Source organism: Nitrospirota bacterium (genome assembly GCA_016207885.1).
Lineage (GTDB): Bacteria > Nitrospirota > Thermodesulfovibrionia > UBA6902 > UBA6902 > JACQZG01.
Genome location: JACQZE010000005.1, coordinates 19,290 through 41,012 on the forward strand (window position 1 = coordinate 19,290; position 21,723 = coordinate 41,012).

21 protein-coding genes and 2 riboswitches are annotated in these 21,723 nt (G+C 46.6%); of the genes, 18 read left to right on the forward strand and 3 right to left on the reverse strand.

The features are described 5' to 3' along the window. Position 1: 1 nt before the first annotated feature. From HY807_04010 to HY807_04020, 3 genes are all read right to left on the reverse strand, one after another. Positions 2-718 carry a protein kinase gene (locus tag HY807_04010; protein MBI4825569.1) on the reverse strand — a complete coding sequence of 239 codons (717 nt, stop codon included), beginning with the start codon at positions 716-718 and terminating at the stop codon, positions 2-4. A gap of 126 nt (positions 719-844) precedes the next feature. Next, a complete protein-coding gene (gene recQ, locus HY807_04015) occupies positions 845-2,689 on the reverse strand; it encodes a DNA helicase RecQ (protein MBI4825570.1) in 1,845 nt (614 codons plus the stop codon). Positions 2,690-2,825: 136 nt separating this feature from the next. Beyond that, positions 2,826-3,515, reverse strand: a complete 690-nt coding sequence (locus HY807_04020; GenBank protein MBI4825571.1) for a transposase — start codon at positions 3,513-3,515, stop codon at positions 2,826-2,828. A gap of 87 nt (positions 3,516-3,602) precedes the next feature. Beyond that, a riboswitch (cobalamin riboswitch) is annotated at positions 3,603-3,806 on the forward strand. Positions 3,807-3,893: 87 nt separating this feature from the next. Here HY807_04020 and HY807_04025 point away from each other — a divergent pair. The 18 genes from HY807_04025 (at position 3,894) to HY807_04110 (ending at position 21,716) form a co-directional block, all read left to right on the forward strand. Next, a complete protein-coding gene (locus HY807_04025) occupies positions 3,894-4,769 on the forward strand; it encodes a cobalamin-binding protein (protein ID MBI4825572.1) in 876 nt (291 codons plus the stop codon). A 59-nt stretch (positions 4,770-4,828) separates the two neighbouring features. Continuing rightward, on the forward strand, positions 4,829-5,791 hold the full coding sequence (locus HY807_04030; protein MBI4825573.1) for an iron ABC transporter permease: 963 nt from the start codon (positions 4,829-4,831) through the stop codon (positions 5,789-5,791). Next, entirely contained in the window at positions 5,775-6,539 is a 765-nt protein-coding gene (locus HY807_04035) for an ABC transporter ATP-binding protein (protein MBI4825574.1), read from the forward strand. Before HY807_04030 ends, HY807_04035 begins: the two co-directional genes overlap by 17 nt. Then, a riboswitch (cobalamin riboswitch) is annotated at positions 6,522-6,724 on the forward strand. (Overlaps the previous gene by 18 nt.) 113 nt (positions 6,725-6,837) lie before the next feature. Next, positions 6,838-8,682 carry a TonB-dependent receptor gene (locus HY807_04040; protein ID MBI4825575.1) on the forward strand — a complete coding sequence of 615 codons (1,845 nt, stop codon included), beginning with the start codon at positions 6,838-6,840 and terminating at the stop codon, positions 8,680-8,682. A gap of 139 nt (positions 8,683-8,821) precedes the next feature. After that, positions 8,822-9,553 (forward strand): energy transducer TonB, encoded by a 732-nt coding sequence (locus tag HY807_04045; GenBank protein MBI4825576.1) that lies wholly within the window; start codon positions 8,822-8,824, stop codon positions 9,551-9,553. A gap of 6 nt (positions 9,554-9,559) precedes the next feature. Then, complete coding sequence (gene cobU, locus HY807_04050) at positions 9,560-10,090, forward strand: bifunctional adenosylcobinamide kinase/adenosylcobinamide-phosphate guanylyltransferase (GenBank protein ID MBI4825577.1); 531 nt, start codon at positions 9,560-9,562, stop codon at positions 10,088-10,090. A gap of 116 nt (positions 10,091-10,206) precedes the next feature. Continuing rightward, on the forward strand, positions 10,207-11,295 hold the full coding sequence (gene cobT / locus HY807_04055) for a nicotinate-nucleotide--dimethylbenzimidazole phosphoribosyltransferase (protein MBI4825578.1): 1,089 nt from the start codon (positions 10,207-10,209) through the stop codon (positions 11,293-11,295). 3 nt (positions 11,296-11,298) lie between these two features. Then, entirely contained in the window at positions 11,299-12,084 is a 786-nt protein-coding gene (gene cobS / locus HY807_04060; protein ID MBI4825579.1) for an adenosylcobinamide-GDP ribazoletransferase, read from the forward strand. After that, positions 12,060-12,707 carry an alpha-ribazole phosphatase gene (cobC, locus tag HY807_04065; protein MBI4825580.1) on the forward strand — a complete coding sequence of 216 codons (648 nt, stop codon included), beginning with the start codon at positions 12,060-12,062 and terminating at the stop codon, positions 12,705-12,707. The genes cobS and cobC overlap by 25 nt, the downstream gene beginning before the upstream one ends. 92 nt (positions 12,708-12,799) lie before the next feature. Beyond that, positions 12,800-14,392 (forward strand): cobyric acid synthase, encoded by a 1,593-nt coding sequence (locus HY807_04070; GenBank protein MBI4825581.1) that lies wholly within the window; start codon positions 12,800-12,802, stop codon positions 14,390-14,392. A gap of 8 nt (positions 14,393-14,400) precedes the next feature. Then, the gene (gene cobD, locus HY807_04075) at positions 14,401-15,393 is read left to right on the forward strand and encodes a cobalamin biosynthesis protein CobD (GenBank protein MBI4825582.1); all 993 of its coding nucleotides are present in this window, start codon (positions 14,401-14,403) and stop codon (positions 15,391-15,393) included. Beyond that, a complete protein-coding gene (locus HY807_04080) occupies positions 15,390-16,463 on the forward strand; it encodes a threonine-phosphate decarboxylase (GenBank protein ID MBI4825583.1) in 1,074 nt (357 codons plus the stop codon). Before cobD ends, HY807_04080 begins: the two co-directional genes overlap by 4 nt. A 9-nt stretch (positions 16,464-16,472) precedes the next feature. After that, positions 16,473-16,871, forward strand: a complete 399-nt coding sequence (locus tag HY807_04085) for a CbiX/SirB N-terminal domain-containing protein (GenBank protein MBI4825584.1) — start codon at positions 16,473-16,475, stop codon at positions 16,869-16,871. Positions 16,872-17,198: 327 nt separating this feature from the next. Further along, positions 17,199-18,530 (forward strand): peptide-modifying radical SAM enzyme CbpB, encoded by a 1,332-nt coding sequence (gene cbpB, locus HY807_04090; GenBank protein MBI4825585.1) that lies wholly within the window; start codon positions 17,199-17,201, stop codon positions 18,528-18,530. An 11-nt stretch (positions 18,531-18,541) separates the two neighbouring features. After that, positions 18,542-19,210, forward strand: coding sequence for a precorrin-6y C5,15-methyltransferase (decarboxylating) subunit CbiE (gene cbiE, locus HY807_04095; protein MBI4825586.1), 669 nt, complete (start codon positions 18,542-18,544; stop codon positions 19,208-19,210). A 5-nt stretch (positions 19,211-19,215) separates the two neighbouring features. After that, on the forward strand, positions 19,216-20,007 hold the full coding sequence (locus HY807_04100) for an HD domain-containing protein (GenBank protein ID MBI4825587.1): 792 nt from the start codon (positions 19,216-19,218) through the stop codon (positions 20,005-20,007). A gap of 103 nt (positions 20,008-20,110) precedes the next feature. Beyond that, on the forward strand, positions 20,111-21,049 hold the full coding sequence (locus tag HY807_04105) for an aldolase catalytic domain-containing protein (GenBank protein ID MBI4825588.1): 939 nt from the start codon (positions 20,111-20,113) through the stop codon (positions 21,047-21,049). 25 nt (positions 21,050-21,074) lie between these two features. After that, complete coding sequence (locus tag HY807_04110) at positions 21,075-21,716, forward strand: bifunctional 4-hydroxy-2-oxoglutarate aldolase/2-dehydro-3-deoxy-phosphogluconate aldolase (protein ID MBI4825589.1); 642 nt, start codon at positions 21,075-21,077, stop codon at positions 21,714-21,716. The last annotated feature ends 7 nt before the right edge of the window (positions 21,717-21,723 follow it).

Here is a 21,723-nt window from a genome sequence, read left to right on the forward strand (position 1 = left end):
ATCACCACTCCATAGTCTCAAGGTGTTTGCGCAGGATGGATACGGTGCGGAACTTCTTGAGTATCATTGAACGCTTCAGACCGCAGCAGATATGTTTTATGAAATCCGGATGCCTCGAATAGTATCTTGCCCCTCCAAGCGAGTCATAAAAGACCCTGATCAGGTCGATGATATCATTCTGCTGATTTTCGCTCTTTGTCGCCTCCCAGTGGTAAAAGTCGAGCAGCTTCACCTCAAATGAGAGACCTGAGCGGCTGACGATTATATTGTCCAGATGCAGGTCGCCGTGGTATTCATTGTACTGATGCACCTCCTCGATGCCTTTTGCCAGAATATGCAGCAGATGTACCGCCTCAAAAGGATGCAGCCTTTTGCCGGGGAGATTTTTTAAGAATCTTGAGAGCACCTCTCCTTTGACGTATTCAGATATCAAAGCGGTGATCGCGGCCTTTTCAAATGTGAATGTCTCTCCTGCGTGGTATTTGATAAGCATGGGGCAGTGGCGCAGCTTGTGAAGCTTCTTCGCGTAACGCATGGAGGTTTTGCTGCCGATATCCCGCTTCGGGTAGAAAAGCTTCGCCGTCCTCTCTATGCCTGTGCGGAGCTCAGCGATCTTATATACCTCGCCCTCCCATCCCTCACCGAGCTTTGAGACGACCTTGTATTTTCCGGCGATTATGTACCCCGGCTGCAGGTTGAAAGAATCAATTGTCTTCATTGGTTTGTAAATGGATTATATACGGTTTTATCCGGGATGGGCAATATCTTAGTGATCCTGCCGCAAATAACAGGTGATGCCCAGTCGTTGCTTAGGCATTCCGCTGGAGAAATGCCCTTACAAATTTCACTTCTTCATAACTGGCTTTGCCGCAGAAGTGTTCAATAAAGGTATGGTGATGCCTGGATTTTCATCAAGATATGCCTTGATAGCCTTTATAAAAGCAGCTCCGTACCGTTCAAGCTTGGCATCTCCAACGCCATTGATATTTCTCATATCAGACAAGGCCGCGGGATAGTATCTGCACATTTCATGAAGGGTCTTGTCTGAAAATATTATATATGGCGGGACATGATGTTCATCAGCTGTCTCTTTCCGCAGTTTGCGAAGCTTATCAAAGAGCGCCTCATCATATGGCGCAAACTTGCCGTCTCTTCCGGCAGCATGCTTCTTGCCGGCCTCTTCCCTCTTTAATGCTGTGATCTCTTCTCTGCCGTAGAGAATGTTATCGCCCTTTGCTGTCAGTTTTAATCCCGGATATTGCCCGCCGTCCTGACATACGGCATCCTGCGCAAGGAGTTCATCGATCAGAAACCGCCAGTGCTTCTTATCTCTATCTTTGCCTCTTCCATAGGTTTTGATCTTGTCGTGCCCCAGCTCGCGTATGCGTTTTGTATCAGCGCCTGTGACAATATCAATGATATGCTGGGCCCCAAAACGCTGATCTGTCCGGGACATCGCTGACATGATTATCTGCGCGTCAATCGTAACATCTATCTTTTCAACCATGCCTGTGCAGATGTCGCAGGTATTACAATTCTCATCAGGGTAATGCTCGCCGAAATATTCAAGAAGCTGCCTGCGCCTGCATAAATTATGTGAGGCATACCGCACCGTCATGTTCAGCTTCTCCATGGCTACAGACCGTTCCTGATCATCAGATATCTGGTCTATAAAGTACCTGATCTTCGGTATGTCTCCCCTTCCAAAGAAGAGGATGCAGTCTGCCGGTTCGCCGTCTCGTCCTGCTCTGCCTGTCTCCTGGTAGTAGCCTTCCATATTTTTGGGCAGATCAGCATGAATAACAAAGCGGACATTTGATTTGTCTATCCCCATACCAAAAGCGATAGTCGCCACAATGACCGCTGCCTCATCCCTGTTGAACGCCTCCTGGTTCTTCTTCCGCTCTTCAGAGGACAAACCCGCATGATACGGCAGCGCCTTGATGCCGTTGGCTGATAGAAGATCGGCAAGCTCTGAAACAGAATCCCGGGTCGTACGGTAAATTATGCCCGGCTCGCCGGGATGTTCCCTGATGAATTCAAGGAGCTGTGATTCCAGTTCTCTTTTGCTCTTGACCTTGTAAAAAAGATTAGGCCGGTTAAATGACGCGCGCACTGTAAATGGAGACCTGAGGCCGAGCTTGCTGATAATATCATCCTGCACCCTTGAAGTGGCTGTGGCTGTAAAGGCGCTGACCGGGATATCGGGGAATATTTTTGTAATATTTGAGAGGCTCAGATAATCAGGCCGGAAGTCGTGCCCCCATTCAGAGACACAATGCGCTTCATCAATGGCAAAGAGAGAGATGGGGAGAGTTTTAAGCTGATCAATAAAGCCCTGCATTGCAAATCGTTCAGGAGAAACGTACAGCAGTTCAATATCTCCTTTCTTGAGATCATGGAATATGCCGGACATCTCCTGCGGTTTCATTGAACTGTTTATAAAAGCCGCGGATATGCCGTTCTCCAAAGCAGCATCCACCTGGTCCTTCATCAGGGATATCAGAGGGCTTATGACAACCGTTGTGCCCTTCATTAATTTGGCAGGCAGCTGATAGCAGAGCGACTTTCCTCCGCCTGTAGGCATTACCGCAAAGACATCCGTCTTCTCCAGGATCTTTTTGATAATATCCTCCTGGTTTGGGCGAAACTCCTCAAATCCAAAGACCTTTTTTAATGTATCAAGCATTGATTGTTAAACCGGTTCCCATCTTTAAAATAAAATAAGCTGCATACACAATATATTCAATTGAAGATAATAAACAAGCCATATATTTTCATGTGATTAAAGCAAGTCCATATTATGGAAGTCCGACTTCCATAGTTTAGTCTAAAGCCACATCTTTCACCACTCTTGGGAGATCTTCATTGTCTAAACCATCAAGACGTTTTAAAGTATGCTTAAGATACCCTTCCTCTCCGCCAAAGATATTCAGCAGAAAACCCCTGCTGGTAACTGAAGGAAAGTTCTTCCTGCCTATATAATCCTGAAAACTGCTCCACCTGTAGTTTAAGATTAAATCTATGGAAGTCCGACTTCCATATTTCAGTTCCAGGGGATTTGTATGGATATAATGCGGGAGATGGATGAAATGTGCTTCTTCATTCACATGTACGGCTTTGAATTTCCCTTGAAAAAGGCCGCCTACCCTCTTATGTTTTACGTTGAAGTAATTTGTGTAACCTGTTCCCAGTTTCTGCATAAATCTTGAAATACCGTTCTCCTTCTTTTGTCTTAATAGCAGATGAAAATGATTTGGCATAAGAGTAAATACAAGGATATCTACCAGATTTTTTCGAGGCTCTTTTCTCACTTTCAAAGGAGTTGACCTAACGGTTCCTGAGCCCTTATCAAAATAATAACTTATATTCACAGCAGGATTTTGATCATTGAACTCATAAAGGTTATGGACAAAACGGTAATAGTCCCTTTCATCCATAAAAATGTCTCTCTTCTCCACACCACGGTTATAGATATGGTACAATTCATTATCTGCAAAAACCGGTCTTTTCATAATCGTATGATTATAGCATATAATTATGGAAGTCCGACTTCTAAAATTATGACGCTGCCTTGACTAAAGATAACAGTCTTGGGTTATAATCACCTACGTTGTTCAGGCGCCCTTTAGGGGCTTAATGGGGAATCCCGTAAGATTCGGGAGCGGACCCGCCGCTGTAATCCTGATCCCGATTCATTCGGGATAAAACCTTTGCTGAAGATGCCACTTTCCCGAAGTTCCGGGATGGGAAGGAAGGCTGAGGGCAGGAGAGCCAGAAGACCGGCCTGAACATACCTCACAGAATAAACCTTCGTGGCAAGAGGTGGTGAGGATAAAGGTTATTTCGGCTTTTATCCCCCTGCTTTCTTTTTCGAAGGCAGGGGATTTTTTATGAAAGCAAGAGATAAACGGTACAGTAATTATTTTTGGAAGGCGACAGCAGTTCTATTTTTACTCTTCACTCTGCATCCTTCACTCATAACTTCTTCTTACGCTGAAGCGCCGAAGCGCATCATCTCCCTTTCACCAAGCACGACTGAGATACTCTTTGCCGCAGGGCTTGGGGATAATATTGTTGGTGTAACAACCTTCTGCGATCATCCTGAAGAGGCGAAGCTCAAGCCGAAGATAGGCGGTATGTCCAACCCCTCGCTTGAAGCGGTTATTACTTTAAAACCGGACATTGTAATAATGACCACGGACGGCAATCCTAAGGAGTTTGAAGAGAGGCTCCGCTCCATGAATATCAAGACCTATGTCTTTACAGCGCGCACAATGAGCCAGCTTCCTGACGGCATAAGGGATATTGGAAGAGCGCTTAATGAAGAAAACAGCTTCAATACGCTTGCTTCTGATATAGAAAAAGCTCTGGGTAGCTATAAGGCGCGCAGGCAGGGCATCAGTAAGAAGGTGCTTTTTATGATCTGGCCTGAGCCGTTAATAGTGGCAGGCCCCGGAACAGCGATCGATGATGCCATTAACCTGCTCGGCGCAGCCAATATAGCTGATGATGCAGTTATCCAGTATCCCAAATATTCTATTGAAGAGGTTGTGCGCAGGTCGCCTGATATTATCTTTGTCGGCAAAGGATCCGGCATGAATATGGAGGAGACTGCCGGAGGGCTTCTGAAGAGGATCTCTTATATTCCTGCGGTAAAAAACAATAAGGTCTTTTATGTCGGCGATGGTTTATACAGGCTCGGCCCGAGGGTGATAGAGGGGCTGGAAGAGCTTGAGGGGTTACTTAATAAAGAAACTAAAGACTAAAGACCTGGATTCCCGATCAGGTCGGGAATGACGGTATTATTTGAACGGTATTATTTGAGATGAAGACAAAATTAACACTCATAACAATTTTTGCGGCGATGGTCTTTGTGATCGCCCTCTTTATCGGGCCGAAGCCGATAAGCCCATTTAATCTTGGTGAGATGGGAAAAGATATAATCTTTTCCATCAGGCTGCCGAGGGTGCTGGTCTCTATCCTGATGGGCATGGCTCTCGGCGCTTCAGGCGCGGTGCTTCAGGGGATACTCAGAAATCCACTCGCGGACCCATACATATTAGGCATTTCAAGCGGCGCAGCGCTTGCCGCTGCATTCGGCATAATAACCGGGCTTTCTCTTTTTGGAATTGTGACGATACCTTTGCTTGCGTTTATCGGAGCCTTGATCACAGGTGTATTTGTCGGCGCAATGGGATGGAAGCGCGGCGGTTTCTGGCCGGACAGGCTTCTGCTTGCAGGAGTTGGGCTCGGCTTTCTCTTTTCAGCAATGCTCATGCTCTTAATGAGCATATCAAGCGATGAGGGTCTGAGGCGCGCCACGCTCTGGATATTCGGCGACCTCTCGATAGCGGACTGGTCGATCATTCCTTATGGATCTGTTTTTATAGCAGCAGGCCTTGTTGTTGCGATGGCCCGAGCGAAGGCGCTCAACGCGCTTGTGCTCGGCGATGATCTCGCACACAGCCTCGGATTCTCGCCGCGTAAAGAGAGATTCATCCTTTTTGTTTCAGTCGGATTGATGACAGCGGCTTCTGTTGCGCTTGGCGGAATGATAGGTTTTATCGGTCTGCTCATCCCGCATATCGGAAGGTTTCTGGTCGGCTCGGACAACAAGGTTCTCATACCGGTCTCAGCTATCGGAGGCGGAGTGCTTTTATGCATAGCCGATCTCATAGGAAAGTCCATTGTCTCGCCGATGGAGCTTCCTGCCGGGATAATCACGGCTATTTTAGGCGCGCCCTATTTTCTTTTTCTGCTCAGGAGGAAAGATGTCCTCAGTATCTGACAGGCATATCCTGAATTTTATTAACGCTGGTTTTTCTTACGACAAGAATAAGCCCTTTATACAGGAGATATCATTTTCCATAGAGAATGGCGAATTCATAGGCCTTCTTGGAGCCAACGGTTCGGGCAAATCAACGATTCTTAAGCTGGCGAGTGGATTATTACATACTTCAAGCGGAGATATAAACCTGTGGGGCAAGCCGGTCCAATCTTACAAGAATAAGGACAGAGCAAAACTCCTGAGCTATCTTCCGCAGCTTCTTGATATCAGCATCCCGTTTACAGTGAAGGAGCTTGTGAGCATGGGGCTCTATCCGTATGAGACATTGCCTGAGCTTACGGTTGATGAGGCCATTGAGATGGTAGGGCTTTCCAGTAACAGCGGAACGCTTATAACAAACCTGAGCGGCGGGGAAAGAAGAAGGGTATATCTTGCGATGACTCTGCTTCAGGGCGCCGGGCTGGTGCTGCTTGACGAGCCTCTTGCCAATCTGGATATCAAGTACCAGATCGAACTCCTGAGGCTTCTGAAGGAGTTAAGAAGAGAGAGAAATATATCAATGGTCATGGCGCTTCATGACATAAATATCGCATTGCAGTTTGACAAGATAGTACTGATAAAGAACGGCCGTATTCTCGGCACAGGAAAACCTGATGAGGTTCTGACAAAGGATCTGCTTAAAGAGGCGTTTGATGTTGAGGTGGAGATAAAGAGGGAGGATTCAGGCGAGGTTTACATTAAATATTAATCTGCGCAAGGTGATGCAGGGGAATTCTGTGAGAAGCAGAGACTGCCCCGCAACTGTAAAGGGAGCGAAAGCCCGAAATGCCACTGTCCCGATATATCGGAATGGGAAGGCGGGCGAGTAGGAGGCCTCGGAAACGAGTCGCCGCGACCTGAGTCAGGAGATCCTGGTTACCTTGAAAATACTAAACCCTTCGCGGGAAGAGGAGGCTGCAATGAGAATGAATACTTCATGATGGAGATCATGATGAACGGTTAAGATGAGATAATAACTAAAACAATAAACCACAGGAGAATAAATAATGAAGCGAATAATTATATTGATACTCATAATGCTTTTTACAGCCGCGCCGGTAATGGCTGCTGATGAAGCGGTACTGGCCGGAGAGGTTGTTGTTACTGCGACCAAGATAGAAGAGGCTATCGAAGAGACAACAAGCGATGTTATCGTGATCAAAAGCGAAGAGATAAAGAAGATGAATACGCAGTTTGTCTCAGATGTCTTAAAAGGCGTTTCTGAATTAAATGTCGTCCAGAACGGAGGCGCTGGCAAACAGGCGGCAGTCGTTCTCCGGGGCGGCAACACGGAACATACCCTTGTCATGATAGACGGGGTGAAGGTGAAGAGCACAACCACAGGCACATTTGATTTTTCGGGCCTCAATGTGGATGACATAGAGAGGATAGAGATAGTGAAGGGCCCGCAGAGCACTATATACGGGTCAGAGGCGATGGCAGGGGTTATCAACATCATCACAAAGAAGGGGAAAGGCGCGCCTAAAATAGCAGCTTCCTTTGAGACAGGCGCATATGGAACGACTAAACCCTCAGCAACGCTCTCAGGAGGATATAAGGACCTTCTCAGCTACAGGCTGACAGGAACATATTTTAAAACCGAGGGGATATCCGCTGCCAGAAAAGGCATAGAGAAGGACGGGTATAAAAATGCCTCTGTATCCGGAAAGTTCGGCCTCAACCTGGCAGACAACGCAGAGATAGAGGTCTCAGGCAAATATTATTATGACCGCTCTGACCTTGATGCCTTTGGCAGCGACGATCTGAATTATGTCCAGCGCGGAAATCACCACATGATTGCAGGCAAAGGAAAGCTATATCTCTTTGATATATGGGAACAGGTCTTATCCCTCTCAACAGTGGAAGACTCTTTGAGGTACAGGGATCCTGATACCTCATGGAATAACGCCGATATAATAACCGGCATGAGCACTATTGACTGGCAGAATAATTTTTATATTTCTGAGGCATACACATTTACGTTCGGCGCTGAATACCGTGAGGAGGCAGGCGAGAACAAGGGTATATTTGACGAGGCGGTGAATAACAAGGCGCTGTATCTCAACAATAAAGCGAAACTCTTTAATGATGACCTTGTGATCAATGCAGGTTTGAGGATCGACGACCATGAGACATTCGGCGAAGAGACAACCGGAAGGGTCGGCGCTGTTTACAATATCAGGCCGGCTTCGCTTACCGTCAAGGCGAGCTACGGCACGGGTTTCAGGGCGCCGACGCTTAATGAGCTCTTTTACAACGACCCGTGGGGCAGCAGCGGGAACCTGAACCTTAAGCCTGAAAAGAGCAGTTCATGGGAGATAGGGCTTGAGAAGGAGATCGTCAAGGACAGGGCTTCTGTATCTGTCACCTATTTTGACCAGAACTACGATGACCTTATTGACTGGGTGGAAACCCCTCCGGGATCCTGGCTCTATTCTCCGCAAAACATATCAAAGGCAGAGGTGCAGGGATTTGAGGCAGGCGCTTCCGCGAAGGTGACTGGGGATGTAACAGTAAAATCTTCATACACATACCTTGATACCGAGGACAAGGAGACCGGAGAGCGCCTCAGAAGGAGGCCGAAAGACAAGGCCGGCATAAGCGCGGAATATTCAGGCGGGCCTTTAACGCTCTTTGCGGAATACACATTTGTCGGAAAGGTTTTTGACTCCGCTTCAGTGGGGCATCTTGGTTCTTACTCGCTTGTCAACCTGAGCGGCGGCTACAGGTTAAGAAAGGATATCAGCTTCTTTGCAAGAGTGGATAACCTCTTTGACGCAGATTATCAGACAGCGGGCGGATATAACACGCCGGGGCTTTCCGCCTATGCAGGGGTCAAATTCGAGATGTAGTCGCTATGCAAGCCCGGAGCAAGTATGGAGAAAAAACATATTGTGCGATTCCTGATTATAAAAAATCTATCGCATTCAAGATGTTTTTTAGCCATTGCTTGCTCCGGGCTTATAAATGATGAATATTAAAGGATAGAAGATGGCGGGATTGCAAAGGACATTTGTTTATTCATTGCTGCTGCATCTTGCTTTTTCCGCTCTTCTCCTGCTCTCAGTGAGACTTCAGGGGGAGAGCGGGAAGATGCTGAATGAAAAGGTCTTCTTCATAGACCTTAAGCCTGATGTCGGGAAACCGGCGTCGGTAATTACAAAAGATGTCTCATTAAAGAAAATAGCGGTAAAGAAGATGCAGAAAGAGCCAGCTTTGATCGTAGAAAAAAAAGAGTATGCTGAAGAAACAATATCGAAAGATGCCGTATCTGACAATAGAGAAGTTAGCTTTACGGAGTCCCTCTCTATTAATGCCGGAGATGCATCAGGCGCAGCTAATAGCTCTGACATAACATTCCCCAGCGAGAAGATTGAATATACAAATGCTGCGCAAGGCGGAGAAGAAATTATTATAAGCTCCAAAACAGCGGACGATTATAGAGCCGGACTCTCTGAGGCTGATGCGCTTATCCTTATCAGCTCCGCGATTGAAAGGGCAAAAACCTATCCTGCCATAGCAAGAAGAAGGAGCATCGAAGGAACTGTATATGTCAGCTTCAGGATAGGAGCAAGCGGAGAGCCGAGAGAGATCGAAGTTCTGAAGAGTTCAGGATATAAGATGCTTGATGAAGCGACCATGAAGGTAATTAAGAAGGCAGCGCCGTATCCTTACATTAAAAGCCGCATCGAGATACCTGTCACTTACAGGCTGAACGATTAGGAAGATATGAAGAATAAGATAGTCTTTATAACAGGAGGAGCAAGGAGCGGGAAGAGCTCTTTTGCTTTAAGAGAGGCAGAGAAGATCAAAGGGCGGAAGGCGTATATCGCAACCGCTCAGGCGCTTGACAATGAGATGAAGGAACGCATCAGAAAGCACAAGGAAGAGCGCGGCGCTGACTGGGACACTTTTGAAGAGCCGTTCAAAATTCCTGAGATCATTTCCGATGCAGATACTAAGTACAGCGTTGTTATACTTGATTGTTTGACGCTCTGGCTCTCTAATCTGATCTGCGCCGATATGGATTGCAGCAGGAAGATAGATGACTTGATCGCTGTGTTGGAAGACTCCAGGCAGAAAACTAATAACTCAAAACTCTTTATCGTCTCAAACGAGGTCGGCATGGGCATCGTGCCTGAGAACGAACTTGCGAGAAGGTTCAGGGATACGGCGGGATTTTTAAATCAGAAGGCTGCGGAGATCGCAGATGAGGTCTATCTGGTAACTGCAGGAATACCGATAAAGATAAAAGGATGAAAGAAATATTTTAAGTAACGCCCCCCAACCCCCTCTTAATTTAAGAGGGGGCGAAGGGGGAGTTACTTAATTCAAACAGAGTCATTTCCATATCAATAACAATAAAAGGAGAATAAATGGATTTAAAAAATATATGTTCAGGCATAACAAGCGTTAACAGCAAGTTCGCAGAGCAGGCGCAAGAGCGTCTTGACAGCCTCACCAAGCCGCAGGGCAGCCTCGGAAGGCTTGAGGAGTTTGCAAAGCAGCTTGTCGCCATTACGGAAAACCCGATGCCTTCACTTGATAAGAAGGCGGTCTTCACATTTGCGGGAGACCATGGTGTTGCTGATGAAGGGGTCTCGGCATTTCCAAAGGCGGTGACGCCCCAGATGGTGCTGAACTTTATCGCAGGCGGCGCAGGCATTAATGTTCTTGCAAGGCACGCAGGCGCAGATATCGTAGTTGTGGACATGGGAGTTGATTATGATTTCGGCAACCCCTCTGTGTCTCCCCTTATCAAGGGGGGAATTGAGAGGGGGTCTTTCATATCACGAAAAGTAGTGTCAGGAACAAAGAACATGCGGAAGGGGCCGGCAATGACACGGGACGAAGCCCTGAAGTGTATTAACGTCGGGATCGAACTGGCAAATGAGTATGCAAAGAAGGGGTATAAGATATTCGGCACGGGCGACATGGGCATCGCCAATACAACGCCTTCAAGCGCGATCGCAGCAGTGCTCACCAGAAGATCGGTTGAGGAGATTACCGGAAGGGGCACAGGTATAAATGATGATACCTTAAAGCATAAGATTCAGGTCATCAAGGATTCCATCTCATTTAATATGCCTGACCCTGCTGACCCTGTCAGCGTTCTCGCAAAGGTCGGCGGCGCTGAGATCGGAGGTATTGCTGGACTGATCATCGGTGCAGCGGCAAATAAAGTTCCTGTAGTCATTGATGGTTTCATTTCAACTGCCGGCGCGCTCATCGCTTATTCCATTGAGCCCAAGACAAGAGACTACATGTTCTCAGCGCATATGTCTCAGGAAGTCGGGCACAAAGCGATGCTGGAAAAGATAGGCTTAAGGCCGATCCTTGACCTGGATCTCAGGCTCGGCGAGGGAACAGGCGCGGCGCTTGCGATGATGATGATAGAAGGCGGGCTTAAAATATATAAAGAGATGGCGACATTTGCCGAAGCCTCTGTCTCGGGAAAAGAATAATACATGAAGAAGCTGCTTCTTGCGTTTCAGTTCCTGACGATCATACCTGTTAAAGATACCGGGATAGTTACGGACAGGGAGGCCGGCGGCTCTGCCGCCTTCTTCCCGCTGGCCGGCCTTGTGCAGGGAACGCTTCTTGTCTTTGCTGTGGTAACATTGTTAAGGGTCTTTCCTGTCGGGCTGGCCAACCTGCTTCTCCTGCTCCTTCTTGTCATAACTAACGGCGCGCTTCATCTTGACGGCCTTGCCGATACATTTGACGCGATAGCATCAAGAGGCGACAGGCAGAAGAAGCTTGCAATAATGAAGGACAGCACTATCGGCCCGGCCGGGGTCATTGCGATAGTTTTTAGTCTGATGCTCAAGTATCTCCTGCTCAATGAATCGTATTCAGACGCCGCCCCTGCGGCTTATTATTTGATACTGTTCTTATTGCCGATATACTCACGCTGGGCGATGGTGCCTGCGATATTTCACAGTAAATCAGCAAGAGAAGACGGGCTTGGCAAGGCCTTTATTGAGAATGTAGGCGTAAAGGAATTATTGACAGCTACCGTTCTGGCGCTGCTCTTTTCATTTCTTTCTGTCTTTGTGATCTTTAATACGCCGGAACTTGCTCATGTTGTCTTTTCTTTGCCTGCGCTGTATATATTCTCATTGATAACGGCCTGGTTTTGCGGCAGAAGGTTCGGCGGAATGACAGGCGATACATTCGGCGCGGTATCTGAACTTTCAGAGATATTATTCTTAATGATGGCGGTGATATGCTTACGAAACTTTACCTCATAAGGCACGGTGAGACAGAGGGCGCGGAGACAAAAAGATACAAGGGGCATATTGATGTTCCGCTGTCTGAGAATGGAATCGAACAGATCAGAAGGCTGGCGGAATATTTAAATAACTCCCCCATCCCCCTCTTATCTAAGAGTGGGCAAAAGAGGGTTGATGTTGTTTACTGTTCTGACCTTTCACGCGCAGTAAAGAGCGCGGAGATCATCGCAGAACCGTATGGATTGAAACCTGTTATCATGCCTGAACTGAGAGAGCGGAATTTCGGTTTATGGGAAGGGATGTCTTTTGATGAGATAAGGGAGAAGTGGCCCGATGCCTTTAATGCGTGGGCAGACAACCCTCTTGAGTTCAGCCCGATGAATGGAGAAAGCACCATCGAATTAAGAGACAGGGCATTGAAGGTTTTTAGCGAGATCATTGGAAAACATCAGGGAGAGCATATAGCGATCGTTGCTCATGGCGGGATAAACAGGGTTATACTCTGCCATCTGCTCGGCATTCCGCTTGAGAATATATTCAGGGTCGAACAGGATTACGGATGTCTGAATATTGTCGAGATGTGGGATTATCCGGTTGTAACATTAATTAATGGAGGATTTAATAATCTGTCATTCCCGTAAGCGAAGCGCATCGGGAATCTGGATTCCGGATACCCAAACATAGGGCACAGGCAAGCCGGAATGACATTTTCATTCCCATGACAAAAAAAACTATGGCTAAGGCATTAATGATACAGGGAACAGGTTCCGGCGCGGGCAAGAGCGTCATCGTTGCAGGCCTATGCAGGATATTCAGGGACATGGGCATCAAGGTTGCGCCATTCAAGGCGCAGAACATGGCGCTGAATTCCTTCATCACTAAAGAGGGTGGTGAGATAGGAAGGGCGCAGGCTTTTCAGGCTGAAGCAGCGGGCATAGAGCCGTGCAACGATATTAACCCTGTGCTGCTTAAGGCGTCTTCAAACTCAGGGTGCCAGGTCATCTTGAACGGCAAGGTACATGCAAACATGAGGGCAGACGAATACTATGGCATTAAGGAAAAGGCATGGGCGTCTGTTACAGCGGCTTACGACAGGCTTGCTGCAGGGTATGACCTTATCGTTATCGAAGGCGCAGGCAGTCCTGCTGAGATCAACCTTCGGGAAGCAGAGATAGTGAATATGAGCATCGCCCGTTATGCTAATGCGCCCGTAGTCCTTGTCGGAGATATTGATAAAGGCGGGGTATTCGCGGCTTTTTACGGTACTGTGGAGTTGCTGAAGGACATGACCTTTGCTAAAGGGCAAAACACACCCCTTACCCCTCTTGATAGAGGGGAGTTATCCGATGCGGATTTTATCAAGGCGTTTATCGTGAATAAATTCCGGGGCGATATTGAGATCCTCCGGCCGGGGCTGGATATGATAGAGGATAAGACAGGCAAGCCTGTTATCGGCGTGCTCGATTATCAGGGCGACCTCGGGCTTCATGAAGAAGACGCGATACCGATTGAAAGGATCATTCCGCGTTATATGAAAAATCATCTCAAACCTTTAAAGATCATTGTGCTGGGATTGCGCTACATATCCAACTTCACGGACTTTGACCCGTTCATGTATGAAGAGGATGTCGAGCTTCAGTACTCTTTGGATGAAGCTGATATCAGGAGCGCGGATATTATCATCATCCCCGGATCAAAAAATACTGTGAGCGATCTCCTTCTTTTGAGGGAGCACGGCATTGAAGATTCTGTAAAGTCAGCTGTTAATAAAGGAAGCCTGCTTGTCGGTATCTGCGGCGGCTATCAGATGTTAGGCAGGAAGATACTTGATCCTTATGGTGTTGAAAGCGGGTCAAATGAAATTGCCGGTATGGGGCTTCTTGATACTGTTACAACATTTGACAGGACAAAGACGACATGTCAGGTAGAGGGTCAGTATACAGCAGGGTTCAGGGATTGGGGATCAGGGGTTAGTGAAAAATTAAAAGGCTATGAGATCCATATGGGCAACACAACAGGTGACATCGGGTTGTTTGAATTAAAAAGATCTGACAACTCTGAGCTTGTTTCCGACGGCTCTGTTAAAGACAATGTATGGGGAACTTATATGCACGGCATCTTTGATAATGACGACTTCCGCACGGCTTTGCTGAACTCGATCAGGAAGAAAAAAGGGCTGCCGGTTCAGGAGACGGGTTTTAGTTATCACATAAAGAAAGAGCAAGCCATAGACAGATGGGCCGGTATCTTGAAGAAGAGCGTTGATGTCTCTTTTATGCTCAGACAGGTTGGGATGGAAGACTGTATGGCGAAAGATAAAGCATGACAGAGGCGATGGTGCTGGCAGCGGCATATGTATTGGACTTGATAATGGGCGATCCGCAATGGTTCCCGCATCCTGTGAGGATCATCGGATGGGGGATTGAAAAAATGGAAGGGGTGTTAAGATACAAGGAACATGTCTCAGAGAGAATTGAAAGATTTACAGGAATTCTTCTCGTGATAATAATTGTCTGCCTGACTTACGGTTTCTTCTATTTCTTAAATTCATTTCTGCTGAGCCCGAGCCTGTCGAAGCCGATTTCTTATTTCACCTTTATATTTCTTGTATATCTGACATCAACAACTCTCGCTACCAATGACCTTATTAAATCCGGCAAGGCTGTAATTGCCGCTGTAAGCGCAGGCGACAAAGAAGGCGCGAGGAAGAAGCTCGGCCTGATCGTCGGCAGGGACACAAAAGAGCTGGATGACAAAGGCATATTGAAAGCAGTTATTGAGACGCTTTCTGAAAATGCATCTGACGGAATAATCGCTCCGATCTTTTACTTTGCTATCGGAGGCCTGCCACTGGCTATGACATACAAAGCGGTCAACACACTTGATTCAATGGTCGGCTACAGAAATGAGAAGTATAAGAACTTCGGATGGGCATCTGCGAGACTTGATGACATCGCCAATTTTATCCCCGCGAGGATCACCGGCATGCTGATCGTAGCTGCAGCATTTATTCTGAAGATGTCAGCCGCAACAAGTCGTTTGTCATTAAGAACGATGCTCCGCGACGGCAGGAAACATTTAAGCCCGAACAGCGGGATACCGGAGGCCGCAATGGCAGGCGCGCTCGGCATCAGGCTCGGAGGCCCTTCATTTTATTCAGGCATGCTTGTTGAGAAGCCCTACATAGGCATAGAGGAAAAGCCAGAGGTTAAAGATGATGTGTCTTATCTTAATGCTTCAGAGAATGCATTATTAATTGTTAAGATCACATCTCTGCTCGGCTTTGGCATTGCGTTGATACTGCTGTATCTGAGGACTGCTATATGAAAACGGTTACCCCGAACTCGCTTGAGCATGGCGGGAATATCTACAGGATTGCGGATGAGCTCGGCATCCCTGAAGAGAGGCTTATTGACTTCAGCGCATCCATCAATCCTCTCGGCATTTCAGAGAAGGTTAAGGGCGTGATAAACAGAGAGCTGGATAACCTGGTCAATTATCCCGATCCTGACACAAAGATGCTGAGGCATAAGATTGCCGAATATAATGGCATTGGCCCTGAGACTATCATCTGCGGCAATGGGAGCACTGAGCTTATTTATCTTATACCGCGCGCGCTAAAGCCAAAGAAGGTTCTGATACCTGCTCCGACATTTTCCGAATATGAGAGGGCTTGCAGATTGAGCTCGGAGTTAAGAATTGTGAGTTATGAGTTAAATGAAGAGAATGGTTTTGAGGTAATTCCCAATGGGTTTATCAAAGCCATGCAAGGCTGTGACATGGCGTTTCTCTGCAACCCGAACAATCCGACAGGGCATCTCCTGGAGAAAGACGATATGTTGAGAATTGCTGAAGCGGCAAGGAAGATGAAATGCTATCTTATCGTTGACGAGGCGTTCATCGATTTTGTGCCTGGAGGATCAGTGATCCGGGATGTTCAGGAGAATCCATATTTGATCGTGCTTCGGTCAATGACAAAGTTTTACGCACTGACAGGGTTGAGGATCGGGTACGGGGTTTTTCACGGTGATTTAATTGATAGGATCAAAGAATTCAAAGAACCGTGGACGGTCAACACCCTTGCGCAACAGGCCGCAATAACCGCTGTGCAAGATGATGAGTATGCGGCTGAAACATATGAATTGATAAAGAGAGAAAAAGATTTTCTCGAAAAGGGTTTTCAGGAATTGAATATTGAATACCTGCCGTCAAGTGTGAATTACTATTTGTTAAAGACAGAAGATGCGCAAGGCATCACTTCAGGTTTAATTGGAAAAGGTATCCTTGCGAGGGATTGTTCAAACTTCAAAGGGCTTAACAGCTCTTACATCAGAGTCGCGGTTAAATCACGGGGCAACAACGAAGTGCTCTTAAAAGAACTTTCAAAATTAAGTTAAAGGAGCGTTATGGAGATAATCATAATTGCGGCACACGGAAGCCCGTCAAATGATGCAGGCAATATAGAAGATATTGCTGAGCATCTTCACAAGATGATACATCCTGAATGTAATAAGGATTGCGTTAGGGCTGCGTATCTTCAGTTCAACAAGCCCTCCATAAAAGATGCGATAGACCGGGCTGTTAAAGACGGCGCAAAAAGAATAATTGTTCACCCCTTCTTTTTAAGCAGCGGTATTCATGTGATAAAGAGCATTCCAAAAATAATCAGGGAAGCGGAAGAGATACATCCTGATGTGAAGTTTATTTATACAGAGCCGCTCGGCTTTCACGACAAGCTGGCTGAAGTGGCGCTTGAAAGGATCAAGGCTGTTACTGATATAAGATCAGATAATAAAAGGGGGTGAATTGTTTGAAGAAGGCGAAGAAGGCAAAAAAAGTTCAGGCCATCTCTTATCATATGAAGTGCGCCACGACCGCTAACGGCCTGACACATTTCGTCATGTACGGAGACGTGCCTAAAAAGAAGATGCCGTTATAGGATTTTATTCTGCAGGGGCGTATCGCGATACGCCCCTGCAGGATGCCTGACTTATTAATTGCTAATTTTAAAATCCCCCTCAGTCCCCCTTTATTAAAGTGGGAGTCTTTTTGTAGTTCCCCTCTTTGAAAAAGAGGGGTTAGGGGAGATTTTTCAATAATAAAAAAACAACCCAAAAGGAGATTTAAAAACAATGAAACCAACTAACCGCGGACTCTCATTCTCTGATATTGACGCTGACTGGAAGCTGGCGCTTGACCCTGACAATATATTCTGGAGCGTATTGCCGAAAAATAACGGCAGCTTCACGCTTCCCCAGGATTTGATAGGCCTTTATAAAAAAGAGATGAAACACCTTGAGACTGAGATGCATAACTTCAGGTTCAATGAGCCTTTAAACTGCGTATACATTGACCCTACAGACAGGTGCAACGCCAACTGCCCGTACTGTTACATACCTTCAAAGATAAGACAGCAGGGAACGCAGATGACTGCTGAACAACTCGATACAGTCCTCAGTAAGGTCGAAGATCATTTTAAGGGCGCGAAGAAAAAACCGTTGATCGTATTTCACGCTGCCGAGCCGCTTCTCGTAAAAGATATTCTCTTCGGCGCGATAAAGAAGTATCACAAGAAGATGCTCTTCGGCATACAGACCAATGCGCTTCTGCTCGAAAAAGAGGACGTGGATTTCATAAAGAAGTATCGCGTGGGTATCGGCATTTCGCTTGACGCTTCAACCGCCGAGGTGAATAACCGCTCCCGCGTATCAAGAAAGGGCGAGGGGAATTTCAAAAAGGCTGTGCAGGCGATTGACTGGTTTAAGGGATATGAAGGCCTTAATGTTATCTGCACCGTTAATACATTCAATGTAGATAAACTCTCTGAGCACGTTAAATTCCTCCATAAGAAAAAGGTGCCGATGGTGCTTCTTAATCCCGTCCGTGTGACACAGAAACGCTCTGACAAGGTCAAGCCTGATGACAAGGTCTTTGCGCAGAACCTGATAAAGGCTGTTGATACCGCAATGGATCTTACAAAGAAGACCAAACAGCAGATCGTTATCGGTAACTTTGCAAACGTATTGCTGGCTATCATATCGCCGACCGCAAGGCGCATGATGTGCGACATCTCTCCATGCGGCGGAGGCAGGACATTCCTGACTGTCACTGCGGATGGGGCAATGGTTCCATGCGGGGAATTTATCGGCATGAAGGAATTCTCAGGCGGAAATATCTTCAGGACGTCAATCGCCAAAGCGATGGAATCGAAGCCGTTTAAAGAGATAAGATCGAGAATGGTTGAGAATATTGAAGAATGCGATGTCTGCGATTTCCGGCACATCTGCGGTTCGCCATGCCCTGCCGAGATGTACTCGCGCGGCAATATCAATAAGAAAGCAGTCTTCTGTGATTTCTATAAAGAGATAATCGTACATGCCTTCAAGATGATAGCTGAAGATAATGTAAAATATTTACTGCGTACAGACTCGATGGATCAGATGGCGTATGAGTATCAGTATTAAGGAAGTGACAAATGAATAAATTCTACGTCATAGGCATCGGCTACAGGCCGCTGGAGGAAAAAGCCTCTTACATTATACGGAGGTCTGATGTGGTACTCGCTACGGAACGGCTCGTTGATGTATTTAAGAGATACCGTGAGTTTGCGGATGTTAAGAGCAAACTGAAAGTTACAGCCGATATTCATGAGACCATCGCATATATCCGCGGCAATTTTGATAAAGAGAAGATCTCAGTGCTCGCGGATGGCGACCCGATGTTCTTCGGTTTTGGCAGGGCGGTGCTGAAAGAATTCGATAAGGAGGCTGTAGAGATATTCCCTGACCTCTCAAGCGTTCAGGTCGCCTTCTCAAGAATAAAGGAGGCGTGGGGCGACGCGTTTCTCATGAGCCTTCACGGCGGGCCTGACCCCGGCAAGAGGAGAACGCTTGAGTATGAGGCTGATGATATCCCGAAGCTTCTTGATGTATATGACAAGATTGCAGTGCTGACTGACAGGATAAATAATCCCTCAAAGATAGCTCAAACGCTGTTGCAGGCATCTGCCGGAGATACCCGCATTTATGTCTGCGAACATCTCGGTTATCCTGATGAAAAGATCACTGAGGGCTCGCCGAAAGAGATATCAGCCGAAGAATTTTTTTATCCCAATGTGGTTATCATCCTGAAGAAGAGAAATTAAATTCCATGACAGTTGACGACCTGAAGTCCTTAAAAAAATGGTTTTCAGATTACACCTCCTCTTTTCATTCATCTGCGGAAGAAGATAATCAAAACTATAACCTCAAGATCGAACACACCCGCAATGTATGTGAAAATATTGTTCATATCGCGCAGGCTGAATCACTGAGCGCTGACAAGACAATCATTGCCGAGGCCATAGCCCTCTTTCATGACATCGGCAGGTTCCCGCAATATGCAAAGTTCAAAACATTTAATGACAGGATATCTATTAACCATGGGATGCTCGGCGCTGACGTGCTTGTGGAAGAAGGGGTTTTGAAAAACCTTTCTGAAAGAGATGCCGGAATGGTTATTACAGGAGTTAAGTTTCACAACGCCTTTTCAATACCAAAACTTCAGGATGAGATGATCCTCTATCTCCGGCTCATCCGTGATGCCGACAAACTGGATATCCTCAGGGTCTTTATCGAATATTACGAAGACGCCGGCGGGGAAAGGTCAGCAGTCCCGGCACATGGACTTCCTGATAATGATGAATATTCAAAGGAGATACTCTCCTCTATCTGTAAAGGGAAGATCGCATCTTTTAATGACGCAAAGACGCTGAATGACTTTAAGCTTATGCATCTCTCCTGGGTCTTTGACCTTAATTTTTATTCATCATTAAAATTATTTTCTGAGAGAGAGTATATAAAAAAGGTCGCTAAGCACCTTCCCAAGACCGATGAGATCTTGGAAGCGGTTGAATCAGTTCAGAGACACCTTGATCAGAGGCTGGAGCAGGACAGGGCATGAACCGGATATTAAAATCTTAAACCGCGCTTTACAATCCATATTCCATTAAATTACACTTATACTTCCATTATATTTTAATGTATTTGCTTATCAAGGAGGAATTATGTACAGGGAACAGATAAAAGTATTAGACTGCACGATCCGTGACGGCGGTCTTATAAATAAGCACAATTTTGACGAGAGGTTTGTGCGCGAGGTATATAAGGCTATCTCAGCGGCAGGCGTGGATTACATTGAGATAGGGTATAAGAATTCCAAAGAGTATTTCTCTCCCGCTGAATACGGGCCGTGGAAGTTCTGTGACGATGATGTGATCAGAAAAGTCATAGACGGGATAGAATCAAAGGCCAAGATCTCCGTCATGGTGGATGTCGGGCGCGTTCATCTTGATGATATAAAGCCTGCTGACCAGAGCCCTGTAGATGTTATAAGAACTGCCACTTATGTAAAGGGCATAGACAAGGCTATTTACATGTGCAACCATTTTGCAGACAAGGGCTATGAGACCGCCATCAACATAATGGCGATATCAAAAGACAGGGGGCCTGAGCTTGATGAGGCCCTTCACCAGATAGAGGAAGAGAGCAAGGCGAATGTTGTCAATATCGTTGACAGTTTTGGCTCGCTGTATCAGGAAAACATTGAGGAACTGGTCAAAAGGTTCAAGTCGATAATCAAGACAAAAGAGATCGGCTTTCACGGCCATAACTCCATGCAGCTTGCCTTCTCAAACACGATAGAGGCGATCATCCATAATGCCAATTATATGGATGCCACAGTCTACGGAATAGGGCGCGGCTCAGGCAACTGCCCGCTTGAACTGCTTATAGGTTTTTTAAAGAATCCGAAATATGATATACGCCCCATCCTGGACCTGATATCCAAAGAGTTCATCCCGCTCAGGGAGAAGATGGAGTGGGGGTACATCATACCTTATGCCATAGCAGGTATGCTGAATGAACATCCAAAAAACGCGATCGCTTTAAGAGACAGCGATAAAAAGGAAGACTACAAGGCCTTTTACGACAGCATTGTTGATTAGATAATTTCCGTATATTGTTTGAGATATGGACGTAAACCGCTTTAAAGAACTGCCCATCTTGGGGATACTGCGCGGCATCACGTCAGAGAGCGTGAAGCCGCTTACTGAAACTGCGGTATCCTCCGGCCTCAAAGCGATAGAGATCACAATGAACACTCCTGATGCAGCCGGCCTTATAAGCCAGATGGTCCGGGCGGCTGATGGCCGCATCGCTGTCGGCGCCGGAACCGTGCTCTCACTTAAAGACCTGCACTCAGCCCTTGATGCCGGTGCGACATTCATTGTAATGCCAACACTTATTTCTGATGTTATGGAATATTGCGTAAAGAACTCCATCCCTGTCTTTCCCGGAGCGCTCACCCCTCAGGAGATATATAACGCGTGGAATGCCGGTGCAACAATGGTCAAGGTCTTCCCCGCAAAGTTCTTCGGCCCGTCTTACATGAAAGAGATAAAAGGCCCGTTTCAGGATATAAAGCTCCTTGCCTGCGGCGGCATATCAGCCGAAACCATCGGCCAGTTCTTTTCTTCAGGCGCGGATGCTGTTGCCTTCGGCGGAGGCATATTTAAAAAAGAATGGATCGATGCCGGGAAATTCGCGCTTATAGAAGAAGCGATAACAAAACTGATTTCGGGTTTTAGAATAACGCATGGTGTTCCAGATTAAGAACTCC

What these genes read in the sequence shown, in the direction of transcription:
- HY807_04080 (MBI4825583.1), top strand. Translation starts at nt 15,390, where the DNA reads ATGAAAACGGTTACCCCGAACTCGCTTGAGCATGGCGGGAATATCTAC.
- HY807_04045 (MBI4825576.1), top strand. Translation starts at nt 8,822, where the DNA reads ATGGCGGGATTGCAAAGGACATTTGTTTATTCATTGCTGCTGCATCTT.
- cbiE (MBI4825586.1), top strand. Translation starts at nt 18,542, where the DNA reads ATGAATAAATTCTACGTCATAGGCATCGGCTACAGGCCGCTGGAGGAA.
- HY807_04040 (MBI4825575.1), top strand. Translation starts at nt 6,838, where the DNA reads ATGAAGCGAATAATTATATTGATACTCATAATGCTTTTTACAGCCGCG.
- cobC (MBI4825580.1), top strand. Translation starts at nt 12,060, where the DNA reads ATGCTTACGAAACTTTACCTCATAAGGCACGGTGAGACAGAGGGCGCG.
- cobS (MBI4825579.1), top strand. Translation starts at nt 11,299, where the DNA reads ATGAAGAAGCTGCTTCTTGCGTTTCAGTTCCTGACGATCATACCTGTT.
- recQ (MBI4825570.1), bottom strand. Translation starts at nt 2,689, where the DNA reads ATGCTTGATACATTAAAAAAGGTCTTTGGATTTGAGGAGTTTCGCCCA.
- HY807_04010 (MBI4825569.1), bottom strand. Translation starts at nt 718, where the DNA reads ATGAAGACAATTGATTCTTTCAACCTGCAGCCGGGGTACATAATCGCC.
- HY807_04085 (MBI4825584.1), top strand. Translation starts at nt 16,473, where the DNA reads ATGGAGATAATCATAATTGCGGCACACGGAAGCCCGTCAAATGATGCA.
- cobU (MBI4825577.1), top strand. Translation starts at nt 9,560, where the DNA reads ATGAAGAATAAGATAGTCTTTATAACAGGAGGAGCAAGGAGCGGGAAG.
- HY807_04035 (MBI4825574.1), top strand. Translation starts at nt 5,775, where the DNA reads ATGTCCTCAGTATCTGACAGGCATATCCTGAATTTTATTAACGCTGGT.
- HY807_04100 (MBI4825587.1), top strand. Translation starts at nt 19,216, where the DNA reads ATGACAGTTGACGACCTGAAGTCCTTAAAAAAATGGTTTTCAGATTAC.
- cobD (MBI4825582.1), top strand. Translation starts at nt 14,401, where the DNA reads ATGGTGCTGGCAGCGGCATATGTATTGGACTTGATAATGGGCGATCCG.
- HY807_04105 (MBI4825588.1), top strand. Translation starts at nt 20,111, where the DNA reads ATGTACAGGGAACAGATAAAAGTATTAGACTGCACGATCCGTGACGGC.
- HY807_04110 (MBI4825589.1), top strand. Translation starts at nt 21,075, where the DNA reads ATGGACGTAAACCGCTTTAAAGAACTGCCCATCTTGGGGATACTGCGC.
- cobT (MBI4825578.1), top strand. Translation starts at nt 10,207, where the DNA reads ATGGATTTAAAAAATATATGTTCAGGCATAACAAGCGTTAACAGCAAG.
- cbpB (MBI4825585.1), top strand. Translation starts at nt 17,199, where the DNA reads ATGAAACCAACTAACCGCGGACTCTCATTCTCTGATATTGACGCTGAC.
- HY807_04025 (MBI4825572.1), top strand. Translation starts at nt 3,894, where the DNA reads ATGAAAGCAAGAGATAAACGGTACAGTAATTATTTTTGGAAGGCGACA.
- HY807_04020 (MBI4825571.1), bottom strand. Translation starts at nt 3,515, where the DNA reads ATGAAAAGACCGGTTTTTGCAGATAATGAATTGTACCATATCTATAAC.
- HY807_04070 (MBI4825581.1), top strand. Translation starts at nt 12,800, where the DNA reads ATGGCTAAGGCATTAATGATACAGGGAACAGGTTCCGGCGCGGGCAAG.
- HY807_04030 (MBI4825573.1), top strand. Translation starts at nt 4,829, where the DNA reads ATGAAGACAAAATTAACACTCATAACAATTTTTGCGGCGATGGTCTTT.